Source organism: Paenibacillus sp. JCM 9796 (genome assembly GCF_055379675.1).
The window spans coordinates 2,725,613-2,739,295 of the sequence record NZ_AP043723.1; the positions used below are offsets into that span (position 1 = coordinate 2,725,613).

A 13,683-nucleotide genomic window follows, 5' to 3' on the forward strand; every position below is an offset into this window, starting at 1 on the left:
ACCCTAGATGCGCTCTCACTCATAGTCGGACGATTACAATGGTCATCCGGTAGAAACTTATGGGCCATATCCCCAAAATTATACGAGTCGTTTGAAGTTATACCATGTTATAGTACACACTCTTCCCTGCGTTTTCAAGAGGGAATTTGACACAACACGACAATTTTCGCAATTCTCCTGGCTCAGCTAGCTCGCTTCTACAAAGAACTGTGCTTTATGCTGAGATTGAAGAAACAAGCAGCTGATTATACAATGAAGGGAGACATTCGGTTAAAGGGTGGGCCGCGCATGAATCAAGAGGAACGAATAAAAGCGATCGTGGATTATTTGAAACTGAATGCGAAGATCAGCATGGAAAAGCTTTGCTCCATGTATGGGGTTTCTTACGATACGGCTAGACGCGATTTGGTGAAAATGGAGCAGGATGGCTTAATCGTTCGTATCCGCGGAGGAGCTATGCTGCCTTCTCTAACTAAACATATTAGCAGCTACAAGGAGCGGTTGGGCGACACGGAAAACAAACGCTCCATCGCTTTTGCGGCAGCTTCGCTTATCCAGGACGGCGATTATCTGCTTATGGATACAGGCACCACAACGCAATATACGGCTGAATTTTTGACGACCCAAAATAACGTAATTGTGACCAATTCCATCGATATCGCAGCCATCCTGTGTGAGAAGCCTCAAACCACCACCCATCTGTTGGGCGGGCAATTGAATACTTGGCACCGCTACGCTTTCGGCCCTCGCGCCATCGAAATGCTAGCCGACATCAGAGTGGATAAACTTTTCCTCGGCACGTGCGGCATTTCGACCGAAGGCTTGTTCGCCCCTACGGTGGAGGAAGCCTACATGAAAAGAGAGATGATCAAAAGAGCAAACCAAATCATTGTGCTGGCCGATTCAGCCAAATTTGATAAGCATCTTTTCCACCGCGTATGCTCGTTCGACCCTATCGATATCCTGATCACGGACGCCGAACCGAAGCCGCCTTTCGATAAAATATTAACCGATTTCAACATTAAGCTTATGATCTCGCCGAGTTAGATCGGCAATGCGGCCTCACGCTCACAAACTGTGCGCGGTCTACGGAATTCTTGCAGGCGGCGGAGCTGAGAAAGCAAGCAGCGCCCCGATGGCCCAGAAGATGACCATCATCCATAGAATGGGGTTGTAATTCCCGATATGGTCGTAGGCCCACCCCAGCTGAATGGGGCCTAGTGCAGAACCGAAAACCATTGCGGTCGTTGTCACGCTGTTAATCTTCGCCAAATGCTTGCGGCCAAAGTAATTCGGCCATATGACGCTAAGAGGCGCATTCACCAACCCTTGACCGGCTCCCCATATCATGGCAAAGAGGTATATCATCGTTTCCGACTGCGCGGTAATCAGCAGAGCCGGGGTCAGCATGTTTAATCCAAAGGTTAAGCCGAGCATCGTGTGAACCCGGACGCGTTCCACAATAAAGCCCGCAAACAACGAGCATATGAAGCTGATCAAAGGAACGAAGCTTAAGATAAAGGCGGTTGTCATCCGATCGATCTGGTGTTCGTTCAAGATCGAGAAAATTTGGATGGTAATTCCGCCGTAGACCATAGCCGGTATCGCGGTGCAAACCAGTATAAACCAGAAGGCTCTTGTTCTCATGGCCTCCGATAACGTCCAAGAATCTTCGCCGGCAGAGCTGTGCGAAGATTCTTGATCCGAATCCGACGATGCATGATCCGGCAGCAACCCGACATCCTCCGGTTTATTTCGCACCCAATAAAAGGCTGCAGGAGCGAAACAGCATAATATGGCGGCTCCCAGCACCCTCCATGCCGTCTGCCAGCTATAGGCTTCAATCAACCAGTTATTCACTGGCGGAAAGACAGCCGCGCCCAGCAATCCTCCCAGACCGGCAAAACTTAAAGCCCGGCCTCTGCGCTTTACAAACCATTGGGAAACCAACGTATTTGGAATTAAAAACATCGATCCCTGTCCAAATAATCGTATCATCAAAAATCCGATAAAGAGAGTAACCGTACCTGCCGCAAAGCTGTTCCACAAACAAGCCAGTCCCAGCAAAACAGCAGTCCATGTCATCATCACTCTATGGCCGTAGCGATCGGTCAATTTGCCCACACCAAACAAAAGAATCCCGGCGATCATCGTTGCTAGCGAGTAAATGCTCGAAACCGTTGTTCGGTCCATATGGAATTGTGCCATATAAGACTCGATAAAGACAGCATTGGAATAGGCTTGGCCTGGTCCGGAGAAGAAGATGGCCCACCCGCTGATCAGCACGATGTACCACCCATAATAAATCGTTGTTTGTATAGGAACCAAGGGCATGCAGGTTCGTTTCGATACCATGTCATCGTTAGTAAGCGGCACAAAACTCCTCCTGCCTGTGACAAGCGTCAAACCGGATATACCGGATTTATTTAATACCGGACGTTGCAATTCCCTCGACGATATATCGCTGGAAAAATAAGAAGATGAAGAATACCGGTATAATGGACAGCACCGACATGGCAAACAACGAACCGAGCGCAGCCTCTCCGCCCGCATCAGTGAACATCCGAAGCGCAAGCGTCACCGTATATTTCTTCACGCTGCTAAGATAAAGAAGCTGGCTGAAAAAGTCGTTCCAAGTCCAAATAAATGTAAAAATCGTCGTGGTCACGATGGCCGGAGTGGTTAACGGCAAAATAATCCGCGTATAAATACTAATCGGTCCGCATCCGTCTACGGTTGCCGCTTTATCCAGCTCTCGCGGCAGGGAGCGAATAAATTGCACGGTAAGATACACGAAAAATCCTTCAACGGCAAAAAATTTCGGTACGACGATAGGAAGTATCGTATTGACCCATTCCAATTTATTGAAAATAATATATTGCGGAACAACCAGCACATGCATGGGAATCATCATCGTCATCAACATCAGGGCAAACATCGCTTTCTTCCCTTTGAACTCCAGCCGTGCAAAGGCATACGCCGCAAGCGAGCAGGATATGATATTGCCAACGACGGCCAGCCCGACCATAAGCAGAGAATTCATATAAAAGGTCGTGAACGTAGTGCCCGATGTACCTTTCCACCCTTTGATATAATTCGAAAGTGTCAGGTTTCTCGGCCAAAGGCTGTTATCTGTCAGAATGGTTTCCGTCGGTTTAAATGAACTGATGATCATCCATAGGATCGGGTACAGCATGATGATGAACCCTGCGATGATGAGTGCGTGAAGCAGCAGCTTTTGAACCTGAACCCTCATTGCCATTATATCTGTCACTCCTAATCGCCGTAATGAACCCATTTTTTCGAGGTAATAAAGATCAACCCTGTAAAGAAAGCAATGATGACGAGAAGCGCCCAGGCCATCGCGGAGGCGTAGCCCATCTGAAAGTTACCGAAGCCGTTCTGGTATAAATACAGCGTATAGAACAGTGTCGAATTCACAGGCCCACCCGTACCGTTACTGATAATATACGCCGGCGTGAAGGCTTGAAACGAACTGATGATCTGCATGATGGCATTAAACAATACGATAGGGGACAAGATCGGCAGTGTGACATGATAGAATTGACTCCACTTGCCTGCACCATCCAGGGAAGAAGCTTCATAATAGTCTGGCGGAATTTGCTTGAGCCCAGCCAGAAAGATAACCATCGGGGAACCAAACTGCCACACCTTGAGAAAAATAATCGACCAGATGGCATAATCGGGCGTGCCTACCCAGCTTGGCATATCGATTCCGATCAAACTCAACACTTGGTTGACGATACCGCGCTCCCCGAACACCTGCTGCCACAGAATGGCAATCGCTACACTTCCCCCGATCAACGAAGGCACATAATAAACCGCCCGGTAAAAACCGAGTGCCCGTATTCCCTTATTCAGCACCAGCGCCAAGAAAAGGGCGAAGGCCAGCTCTAGCGGCACGGCAACGAGCACATAAGTTACCGTAACCTTCAATGCTTGCAAATACTGCGGATCCTTGCCAAACATGGTCACATAGTTTTTCAATCCGATCCAATTCGGCGAGGACACGAAATTGTAGTTCGTAAATGAGAGATATAAGGAACTGAGAATCGGGATGGCGTTGAACACCAGCAGTCCGATCAACCAAGGTGCAAGAAAGAGGTATGGTAGGATCCATAACCATCGTTTGCTTTTCGAAATTATCGGCATGGCATGAAATCTCCTCTGTATGCGGCTGGAGCTCAGGGCGTTAGCTCCCCGAGCTCCAGCCCTATTAATGACTTATCAATGGACTTATCGGCCCAGAACCTGATTCGCCTGTGCGAAGAATTCGTCAACCGCTTGCGGAATGGTCTTCTTGCCGAACGCTATCGCTTCATTGTTAGATAGCAGCAGCTTCTGAACCGATGTGCTTCCGCCCGGCATGGTTGGATATGGCTTCGTGGTCGGCATCATTTCATTAACGAACGCGTATTCCTTCTCCTCCGGCTTGCCAAGCAGCGGCTTGATCACTTCCTGCATTTTCTTGGAGGCCTGCGGACCATGCTCTCCCTTAAAGATATTAGCCGCATCCGGATCGTTAACGACAAAGTTGATCAGTTTAGCCGCTTCCTTCGGATGCTTCGTTTTTGCGGAAATGCCCAGCGAAGCCACGATCAGTGGAATTTTCTTTTGCCCGTTCGGATCCATCGGATAACTGACGATGCCGAGCTCGTCTTTGGCGCTGCCTTGATAAATTTTCAGCTGATTGGAGCTTTTGGTGATCATCGCTACTTTGCCGCGCGCAAGCATCGACTGTTCCTGCGTTTTATCCCCTTGTTCCGATTGAATCGCCGGAGGCGGGGTTAAGCCGTCTTTTCGCATTTGATCCCAGAACGTAAACCAGTCCGTCAAATCCTGTTTATCTATACCAAGCCCGTTCTCGGTAAACACTGACTTGCCTCTTTGCTGAACGAAGAGCTCCAGAACCCTGTACACGCCGCCCTCATCCTCACTCGCCCAAGCATCCTTGCCCAGCGATTTTTGAAGCGCTTTCGCCGTAGCGACATAATCATCCCAGGTCCAGTTGTTTTTAGGCATGTCCAGACCGGCTTTTTTGAACATCTCCGTGTTATAGATGATCCCATTAATATTGTGCCCGAGGCTGATCGCATACAGCTTGCCATTTACTTTACCGCCGTCTACATCGACAGGGTCAAAATCGGAAACGTTGATATCCCCGGATGCGACTAGCGGATCCAATTCGAGCATCATATTGCGCTTTACAAAGTCGAATTGGAAGAAGCTGCTTGTCTGCAGCACATCCGGCGCATTACCTCCGGCCGCCTGTGTCGTGAATTTCTCCGCGTATTGGTTCTCCGTCGTGAATTCACGGGAAACTTTGATATTTGGATTTTTTTGTTCAAACAAGTCGAAAAGTTTATTCATTTTATCATGGCGCGCTTGACCTCCCCACCAGGCTACGCGCAGCTCCACTTTCTCGCCGCTATCGGATTTGTCCGTGCTCTTGTTGCTCGCTGCAGGATCGTCCTTCGCGTCTTGCGCTCCGCAGGCGGTTAACCCCAAAACCAACATAGCAGAAATGATGGGCATTACGACTTTTTTAGACTTCATTGACTTCCCCTCCATTTATATAATTGATGAGATGCCAGCCCCGCATTCAAACAATCGCCGGACCCTATCGGATTCACAAGCTTAGCTGTATGCGCTTTCAACATCTGGATAACGCCGCGTCACGATGCCTTCTACTTTGGCGCTGTAAACTGCCGCTCCATTTCATGCAGCTTTTCAACTCTCCGCCGGAACTCCTCTGCGGTGCTGAATTCAGCCTTCAAGAAACTTTCGAGCAGTTCCACGACGATGACAGGACCGATAATTTGTGCGCCTACGCACATCACATTGACATCATCGTGTTCCACACACTGATGCGCAGAATAAATATCGTGGCATACGGAAGCACGGATGCCCGGGATTTTGTTAGCCGCGATGCATGCCCCTACACCTGTACCGCATACCATAATGGCCCGTTCCGCCTCTCCCGAGAGGACTGCTGCACATACGGTGCGGGTAATATCCGGGAAATCGACGGGATTGCTGTCATACGATCCGAAATCCGTAACCTCATGACCCATTCTTTTTAAAGCTGTTACAACCGTTTCCTTTAATGGGAAACCAGCATGATCTCCTCCAACTGCAATTCTCATGTTCTCTTCCTCCAGTTATCTGCATCTGTCTTCATTCTCTAGTAAATTTTTTTACTGAACCAACGGTTTTATGTACAAAATGTGGTTAATCGTTTAAATGTGAGTGTGCAGAAAACCAACGAGAGTCCTTCGCGCCCGGCTTGCTTTGTGCCAGTCTTCAATATCATAAGCTCGATAGGACGTCTCTCAATTGGTCCGATGCATCGGGGAATTGTTGATCGACCTTGCATCCGCAGGAACGCCGGATGATCAACGTCGTATCCATATACATGATTTCCCGCTTCACTTGCCTGTCTTTAATTCTTGCCAGCATCAAGCTTGCCGCCTGTACGCCAAGCTGATAAGCGGGCTGCCTTACCGTTGTAATCGGCGGGTCTACGATATCCGCCCAGTCGGGATCGTCATATCCGAGAACCGCGATTTGATCGGGAATGCTGATACCGGATTCCTTCAAATATTTGTATGCCCCGAGTGTCATGGAGTTGTTGCATATAAATACGGCATCCGGCTTCGTTTCCTGTTCCATCAGTTCTTTCATCTTGTCGTAGCCGCTCTGGATGGTGAACATTCCTTCCTTCACCAGCTCATCGGATAGTGTGACGCTGTAATCCTCAAGCGCTCTCTTATAGCCAATTAAGCGATCTTTGCCCGTGCTAATGGAAGAAGGGCCTGTAATAACGGCGATTCTACCGTAACCATGCCGAATCAGATGCTCCGTGGCGGAATAAGCTCCCTGTATATTGTTCGTCATGATAACATCGGAATTCATAAATTCCGGACATCGGTTCAGAAATACAATCGGCACGCCCGACTTGTCCAGCGAACGGAAGTAATCGCCTGTGTTCCCGGCGGATGAAACGATCAGACCGTCCACCCTTTTGCCAATCAGCACTTCAAGATACTTACGCTCCTTCTCAACGGAAGAATCCGAGTTGCACAGCAGGATGTTATAGTTGCTCTTGGCAAGCTCTTCTTCGATCCCCCGCACGACAAGAGTCAGGAACGGGTTGGCGATATCTGAGATCAACAGCCCGATGATTCGGGATTCCTGCACGCGCAGACTCTTGGCTACAATGTTAGGCTGATAATTCAGTTCCTGTATCGCCGCCTGAATTTTGTCCATGACTTCTTCGCTTACATATTTTGTTCCGTTCAGCGCATTGGATACAGTAGCCGTGGAAACTCCAGCTAACTTTGCTACCTCTTTGAGCGTCGCCCTCTTCAATTCAGAGGTTTCACCTCCTTTTTAATCGTTTAACCGGATTATAAACCCGACTGGTTACATATGTCAATAGTGTTGTCCCAGCTAAGCACCATTCATTCACTTTTTATTTTTTTGTCGGCCGTGTTTTAACGGGCGCCTCGGTTATTGAAAGAAAACTACTCGTTTTTCCTGACTGCTTTTTTTAACCAGCTCAATCACCTTGATGGTATGCATGGCGTCGGTTGCGCTTACGGGCACCGGTTTGTTATCAACAATCGCGTCAACGATCCCTTCATAATAGGCTTCGTAGGCACCTGTCGCTGTTTCCACCTTTCCTTTCAACACTAGATCGCCTACGCCTACCGTTAATTCACCGTAGTATTCGGCTTGATCCTTGCCCCAGAGAGCATCTCCCGGCGCTTTTCCTTGCCTTAATAAACCTTCTTGCGAATCCAGACCATATTTAATAAAGCTGCCCTTACTGCCATGGATTTGAAATTTGGGGCCGCCGTTCTTCACGATCGAACTGGAATGCAGGATCACTCTCAATCTTTCATACCCTAGAACAATGTGAAAATAGTCGTCTACGACCGAATTTTCCCTTTGCGCGAATACATCCCCATAAATGGTTTCAGGCAGCCCAAAGAGGTGGAGCGCTTGATCGATCAAGTGCGAACCGAGATCATAGAGCATACCCGAGCCTTCGATATTTTGCTCTCTCCATCGATGGGTGACTTCAGGACGAAACCGGTCGTAATGTGCTTCGTAGGAATAAATTTCGCCTATAACCCCCGACTCCACACATTCCTTGATGGTAAGGAAATCATTGTCCCATCTTCTGTTTTGGAATACGCTTACTATTTTATTTTGCTCGGCCGCAATGCGAATTAGATCCTCTGCTTCCTGCGAATGGTTCACAAATGGTTTTTCTAACACTACATGTTTGCCCGATAATAAGGCTTGTTTGGCATAGGGATAATGCGTTGTGTTGGGCGTTGTGATGACAACAAGGTCAATGTCGGGGTCTGAAAATAGTTGTTCCACTTCTGCGACAACCTCAACATGAGGACAAATTTCATGTACCTTCTGGGCATTCGACGAAACAATTTTGGAAATTTCCAAACCTTTAATCGTTTTTATAATAGGCGCATGAAACGTGTGTCCGGATAGCCCGAACCCAATAATACCCACTTTTATTTTTTTCACGAAGCCCACCCTCTCCTCATAATTAAAATATGCAATAATCATACGTTAAATACTTAAATATCGCAAGATAATTTCAAGTTTTTGAATTAAAAATTTGAATCATTTAAGTATTAAACTTATAATCAAACTACATCATTATTTTTTGGAAGAGGTCTCAGCATGAATCAGGATGAAAGAACCCGCTCCATTCTTCAATATCTACAGGAACATCATAAAATTCAACTTGAAGATATTTGCGGGCTGTATGGGGTTTCGCGCGATACGGCAAGACGTGACTTGGTAAAATTGGAAGAAGAAGGCGAGGTCATTCGTATTCGGGGCGGAGCTATGCTGCCCACCCTTACGAAAAATATAAAGAGTTACCGGGAACGGTTACATGATGCCGACAACAAACGCGCGATTGGCCGCGTTGCGGCTACCCTTATTCAAGATGGGGACTATGTCCTCATGGATACGGCTACAACCATACAATATACCGCCGAATACATGTCTACGAAAAACAACGTGGTGGTAACCAACTCCATAGATATTGCCGGAATTTTATGCGACAAGCCTGACATAACCACGCATTTGCTAGGCGGCGAATTAAATGCCTGGCATCGGAATGTCTTCGGACCCCGCACGTTAGACATGTTATCTGATATTAAAGTAAATAAACTGATTGTCGGTGCGTGCGGCATTTCTTCCGACGGATTATCGGCGCCTTCTGTTGACGAGGCCTATGTAAAATTGGAAATGATAAAAAGAGCTGATCAAGTTATCGTATTAGCGGATGCATCCAAATTCGGTAAAAGCCTTTTTCATCGAATTTGCGACCTTGGGCAAATTCATGTTCTGATCACGGATCAGGAACCTGATCGTAAGATGAAAGATATTTTAATAACCCATCAAGTTGAAATTATGGTTATCCCTCCGGGAAGCTGACCGCACAAAGGGTCGGGGATTCCTGGTCCCCGACCCTTATCCAGTCCTTTGCTCCCGGTATGGCCACCTTGTCATGCTTGAACCTTAAAGCACATCTTGATCGCGTTGATCGCGGTTATCTGTCCCTTCTTTTACATGGTTATTTAATATGTTATCTTCCAGTACAGCAAATTTATCACCGTATTCTTTAATAATATGGTTTTCTCCCCAAGCGCATAGAGAGTCCAATATCGTTTTCAAACTCCAGCCGTACTCACTAAGCTCGTACTCCACTTTGGGCGGAATCTGATTGTAGATAATCCGATTTACAATCCCGTCCTGTTCCAACTCTCTCAATTGTTGAGTCAGCATTTTTTGCGTGATGCCCGGCATCAAACGCTTGAGATCGCTTGTTCGTTTTTTGCCGCGTGTTAAATGACAAAGGATTACACACTTCCATTTTCCCCCGATGACCTCCAGGGTCGCTTCCACTGATATGTTATATTTCTTCTTGACCACAAGGTATCCCCCCGGACCTATTTATAGGAACTTTTTAGTACCTATAGTACTGTTGAGTACCTATAATACTAAAAAGTACGTACTATTCATTTATGTGTACTTAACTCATAATAGCATTTACCGGCCGGTCGTTACCATACTATTAGGAGTGGAACAAATGACATTAGATAAAAAACGGAGTATATTGGCGCTCCTTGCGTTAGCGGCGAGTGCCTTTGCGATTGGAACAACCGAGTTTATCAGTGTGGGACTGCTCCCTCTCATCGCTGAAGACTTTCAAATATCCGCCTCGACTTCGGGATTAACCGTTACCTTATATGCTTTAGGGGTAACTTTGGGAGCCCCCATTCTAACGTCTCTGACGTCTAGTGTCTCGCGGAAATCATTACTGCTATGGATCATGATTGTATTTATTGCAGGCAACAGCCTGGCGGCCGCTGCGGATGGCATCGTCGTGCTGCTGATCGCGCGCGTGATCTCCGCGTTATCCCATGGTATATTTATGTCGATTGGTTCCACGATCGCAGCCGATCTCGTCCCTGAGAACCGCCGGGCCAGCGCAATATCGATCATGTTCTCCGGTCTTACCGTAGCCACTGTTACAGGGGTGCCCCTGGGAACCTTCATCGGACAACAATTCGGTTGGCGAGCTGCCTTTATCGCCATCGTTGCCGTCGGCATCCTGGCTCTCATCGCCAATCTGTTGTTGATTCCTTCCGATTTGCGCGCAGGAACCAAAGCGCTGCTTCGCGATCAGCTTAAACTGGTTACGAACGGACGATTGCTGCTCGCATTTGCCATTACTGCCTTGGGGTACGGCGGCACGTTTGTCGTCTTTACTTATTTATCCCCGCTGCTTCACGATATAACCGGATTCAAGGAAAAGACGGTAGTCGCCATTCTTCTCGGATACGGAATCGCCATCGCCATCGGCAACATGATCGGCGGGAAAGCCGCTAACCGCAAACCTGTCGCTGCCTTGTTCTATATGTTTGCTTTTCAATCCCTGGTGCTCTTCCTGTTAACGTTCACCGCTCCCTTTAAAACCGCCGGTCTGGTCACGATTTTCTTCATGGGGCTGTTAGCTTTTATGAACGTTCCCGGCTTGCAGGTGTATGTGGTTATGTTAGCTGAACGTTTTGCACCGAATGCGAAAGATGTAGCTTCTGCTGTCAATATTGCCGCGTTTAACGCAGGCATTGCGATCGGGGCGTATTTGGGCGGTATAGTTACGGATACGATCGGCCTTATTCATACAGCGTGGGTGGGAGCCGTGATGGTTCTGGGCGCTGTTATTTTGACGGGCTGGAGTCGTGCCTTGGAGAAAAAGGATGAAGCCGCAACCGGGCACAGCCCCGCTTAGGCGCTGCACTCGTGTTCACCGAAGCATGAGGTTCCCTGCGCTTGCTCAGGAGCTGCTGGAACCTTGAATCGCGAATATAACTGTAATCTAAAATTTAGGAGGCTATTTGGTTATGAAAAACCTGCAAGATACAACAACTCTGCACAACGGTATCCGCATGCCTTGGCTCGGGATCGGGGTATTTAAAGTCGAAGAGGGGGCTGAACTGGTACATGCTGTGAAATCAGCCATTCAACATGGTTATCGCAGCATCGATACAGCGGCTATTTATGAGAATGAACGAAGTGTCGGACAGGGAATTCATGAAGGCTTTCAGGAAGCTCATTTGTCCAGAGAAGACCTCTTCGTGACTTCTAAAGTTTGGAATGCCGATCTTGGATACGAATCAACACTTGCCGCCTACGAAGCAAGTCTAAATAAACTTGGATTGGCGTACCTCGATTTATACCTCATCCATTGGCCGGTGCAAGGTAAATATAAAGAGGCATGGAGAGCTTTGGAGACCCTATATAAAGAAGGGCGAGTCAAGGCAATCGGGGTAAGTAATTTCCAAATCCATCATCTTGAAGACTTAATGAAGGAAGCTGAAATTAAACCCATGGTGAACCAGGTGGAATTCCATCCGCTGTTAACTCAAAAGGAACTGCTGGAATTCTGCAAGAAGCAGAACATTCAGTTGGAAGCGTGGTCTCCGTTAAGGCAAGGTCAACTGTTAGATCATCCTGTGTTAAAAGAAATTGCGGAAAAACACGGCAAATCGGTTGCCCAAGTCATTCTGCGCTGGGATTTACAGCATGGCGTTGTCACGATTCCAAAGTCAACGAAAGAACATCGGATTATCGAGAACGCGGCCGTATTTGATTTTGAGCTAACCCTTGAAGATATAGCCCGGATTGATGGATTGAACCAGGACGATCGAGTGGGTCCGGATCCGGACAACTTTGATTTCTAAGTGAACAGGGTCCCACATGAAGAAGCCAACTCCCTTAACAGGAATTGGCTTCTTTAACGTGGCATGGTTCTATCATACAGTGGCGATACCCCGCATTTAGTGGTCAAAATCGCTCTTGGCAAAATAACCTGCCGCGTCAAACGCCATCTCTTCAGGCTCGCCAACAATTTCGATATGCGGAAGCTTGGCGACCTCCGGCAGCAGCACTTCCGATACGTAGGCATATTTCAAGTGGAGCGTATTAGGAATTCGGACAATGCGGGCCTGCTTTGGTTCAACGCCCCAAGTTGAGCGTAGAGCTACACGCAATGCCTCCCTGTCATTGTCCATGACGATGGGAATCATGGCACGATGCAGGAACGAGCTTGTTATCACATTTTCATTCATAGCCTGTAAATCGATTTTATGGAACAGCCGCCGTGTGGTCAGATCGGCAAGTCCGATGCCAAGCGCATTTCCGTGCGATGCCTCGCCGAGGTCGCTGGCGATAATATACTTGATCCGCGGACTGCTCGGTTCCTGCTCGCCCAATATCCGTATGCGGCCAATAATGTTCGTGTCCATACCCGTCCCGCTGTAACTTTTGCCTATCTCGTCAACTACCAATACGTCAATATCCTCAACCGGCAGACTGGGCATGAAACTCTTGGATATTCGCAACAGTTCCCTCTCACGAGCCGGAATGTTCTCCTTAGGAACCGCTTCGATGATCGCCGTTTGATCGAATGCATTCTCGACAATACCAACCCCGAACAGAACATTCAGCTGATCCAGCACGACCTGACCAACCTCAGGCATAATGTCCCGAATACCGTGAATCCCGTAGCTGTGCAGCAGCAGTGCCTGCTTGTGCTTACCGACGCCTATAGCGGCCATCTTGAGCAAACCGCTCTCGATCCATTGCGCCGATTTGAAATCGGTATGCATTTTGATCCTTCCGAGCAAAATAAGTCCGTCGCTTGCCAAAATATGATTATCGGCATGTACCGGCATCCCGCTTGGCGTCGTCCCAATTTGGGTCACATCCATGCAGGATAAAATAGGAGCCTCGCAGAACTCCTCCGTCACGCCGAGACTATGAAGAATTTCAATCTGGCCCTCGGCCGTAGCCCCGCCGTGGCTCCCCATGGTGGGAATAATGCGCGGTTCTGCACCCAAATCCCGCAGCGCTCTCGCAATGGAGCGGATCATCAAGGCAATATTGGCAATCCCGCGGCTGCCTGCGGTAATCGCGATTTTCATACCAGGCTTGACTTTATCGGCCAATCCTATCCGTTCCATCTGACGAAATACTTCTGCTTCAATGTCTTCTATTACCGGACCGGTAAAGGTTTGTTTAATCTTCACGAGCTTCGGCAATTCCATAGCG

Annotated in this window: 13 protein-coding genes and 1 riboswitch; of the genes, 4 read left to right on the forward strand and 9 right to left on the reverse strand. The window is 48.0% G+C overall.

The window, feature by feature from the left end; all coding sequences use genetic code 11:
* Positions 1-2 precede the first annotated feature (2 nt).
* Positions 3-106, reverse strand: a riboswitch (purine riboswitch).
* Positions 107-288: 182 nt separating this feature from the next.
* The gene (locus ACZ439_RS13135) at positions 289-1,047 is read left to right on the forward strand and encodes a DeoR/GlpR family DNA-binding transcription regulator (protein ID WP_054796143.1); all 759 of its coding nucleotides are present in this window, start codon (positions 289-291) and stop codon (positions 1,045-1,047) included.
* Between the two features lie 39 nt (positions 1,048-1,086).
* Here the strand turns inward: ACZ439_RS13135 and ACZ439_RS13140 are convergent, their stop codons facing one another.
* From ACZ439_RS13140 to ACZ439_RS13170, 7 genes are all read right to left on the reverse strand, one after another.
* The gene (locus ACZ439_RS13140; RefSeq protein WP_127605238.1) at positions 1,087-2,376 is read right to left on the reverse strand and encodes an MFS transporter; all 1,290 of its coding nucleotides are present in this window, start codon (positions 2,374-2,376) and stop codon (positions 1,087-1,089) included.
* A 46-nt stretch (positions 2,377-2,422) separates the two neighbouring features.
* On the reverse strand, positions 2,423-3,262 hold the full coding sequence (locus tag ACZ439_RS13145) for a carbohydrate ABC transporter permease (RefSeq protein ID WP_141334906.1): 840 nt from the start codon (positions 3,260-3,262) through the stop codon (positions 2,423-2,425).
* A 14-nt stretch (positions 3,263-3,276) separates the two neighbouring features.
* A complete protein-coding gene (locus ACZ439_RS13150) occupies positions 3,277-4,173 on the reverse strand; it encodes a carbohydrate ABC transporter permease (protein ID WP_127605242.1) in 897 nt (298 codons plus the stop codon).
* An 84-nt stretch (positions 4,174-4,257) separates the two neighbouring features.
* Positions 4,258-5,577, reverse strand: a complete 1,320-nt coding sequence (locus ACZ439_RS13155; protein ID WP_164751726.1) for an ABC transporter substrate-binding protein — start codon at positions 5,575-5,577, stop codon at positions 4,258-4,260.
* A gap of 131 nt (positions 5,578-5,708) precedes the next feature.
* Complete coding sequence (gene rpiB / locus ACZ439_RS13160) at positions 5,709-6,167, reverse strand: ribose 5-phosphate isomerase B (protein ID WP_054796132.1); 459 nt, start codon at positions 6,165-6,167, stop codon at positions 5,709-5,711.
* A 163-nt stretch (positions 6,168-6,330) separates the two neighbouring features.
* Entirely contained in the window at positions 6,331-7,392 is a 1,062-nt protein-coding gene (locus ACZ439_RS13165; protein ID WP_054796131.1) for a LacI family DNA-binding transcriptional regulator, read from the reverse strand.
* Positions 7,393-7,533: 141 nt separating this feature from the next.
* Entirely contained in the window at positions 7,534-8,577 is a 1,044-nt protein-coding gene (locus ACZ439_RS13170; RefSeq protein WP_464621085.1) for an oxidoreductase, read from the reverse strand.
* A gap of 159 nt (positions 8,578-8,736) precedes the next feature.
* Here ACZ439_RS13170 and ACZ439_RS13175 point away from each other — a divergent pair, with 159 nt between their 5' ends.
* Positions 8,737-9,501: a DeoR/GlpR family DNA-binding transcription regulator gene (locus tag ACZ439_RS13175; RefSeq protein WP_464621086.1), complete on the forward strand. Its 765-nt coding sequence runs from the start codon at positions 8,737-8,739 to the stop codon at positions 9,499-9,501.
* Positions 9,502-9,585: 84 nt separating this feature from the next.
* On the opposite strand, the gene ACZ439_RS13180 is transcribed toward ACZ439_RS13175, so the two are convergent.
* The gene (locus ACZ439_RS13180) at positions 9,586-9,999 is read right to left on the reverse strand and encodes a winged helix-turn-helix transcriptional regulator (RefSeq protein ID WP_201317805.1); all 414 of its coding nucleotides are present in this window, start codon (positions 9,997-9,999) and stop codon (positions 9,586-9,588) included.
* Between the two features lie 157 nt (positions 10,000-10,156).
* Between ACZ439_RS13180 and ACZ439_RS13185 the strand changes: the two genes are divergently transcribed.
* A complete protein-coding gene (locus ACZ439_RS13185; protein ID WP_127605254.1) occupies positions 10,157-11,362 on the forward strand; it encodes an MFS transporter in 1,206 nt (401 codons plus the stop codon).
* Between the two features lie 112 nt (positions 11,363-11,474).
* On the forward strand, positions 11,475-12,314 hold the full coding sequence (locus ACZ439_RS13190) for an aldo/keto reductase (protein WP_054796129.1): 840 nt from the start codon (positions 11,475-11,477) through the stop codon (positions 12,312-12,314).
* A gap of 96 nt (positions 12,315-12,410) precedes the next feature.
* Here ACZ439_RS13190 and ACZ439_RS13195 read toward each other — a convergent pair whose 3' ends face one another.
* Positions 12,411-13,679 (reverse strand): nickel pincer cofactor-dependent isomerase, group 22, encoded by a 1,269-nt coding sequence (locus ACZ439_RS13195; RefSeq protein WP_054796142.1) that lies wholly within the window; start codon positions 13,677-13,679, stop codon positions 12,411-12,413.
* Between the last annotated feature and the right edge of the window lie 4 nt (positions 13,680-13,683).

Bases quoted from the DNA above. Each gene is read 5' to 3' on its own strand.
- ACZ439_RS13195 (WP_054796142.1), bottom strand. From the start codon at position 13,679: ATGGAATTGCCGAAGCTCGTGAAGATTAAACAAACCTTTACCGGTCCG.
- ACZ439_RS13175 (WP_464621086.1), top strand. From the start codon at position 8,737: ATGAATCAGGATGAAAGAACCCGCTCCATTCTTCAATATCTACAGGAA.
- ACZ439_RS13145 (WP_141334906.1), bottom strand. From the start codon at position 3,262: ATGGCAATGAGGGTTCAGGTTCAAAAGCTGCTGCTTCACGCACTCATC.
- rpiB (WP_054796132.1), bottom strand. From the start codon at position 6,167: ATGAGAATTGCAGTTGGAGGAGATCATGCTGGTTTCCCATTAAAGGAA.
- ACZ439_RS13150 (WP_127605242.1), bottom strand. From the start codon at position 4,173: ATGCCGATAATTTCGAAAAGCAAACGATGGTTATGGATCCTACCATAC.
- ACZ439_RS13190 (WP_054796129.1), top strand. From the start codon at position 11,475: ATGAAAAACCTGCAAGATACAACAACTCTGCACAACGGTATCCGCATG.
- ACZ439_RS13135 (WP_054796143.1), top strand. From the start codon at position 289: ATGAATCAAGAGGAACGAATAAAAGCGATCGTGGATTATTTGAAACTG.
- ACZ439_RS13185 (WP_127605254.1), top strand. From the start codon at position 10,157: ATGACATTAGATAAAAAACGGAGTATATTGGCGCTCCTTGCGTTAGCG.
- ACZ439_RS13155 (WP_164751726.1), bottom strand. From the start codon at position 5,577: ATGAAGTCTAAAAAAGTCGTAATGCCCATCATTTCTGCTATGTTGGTT.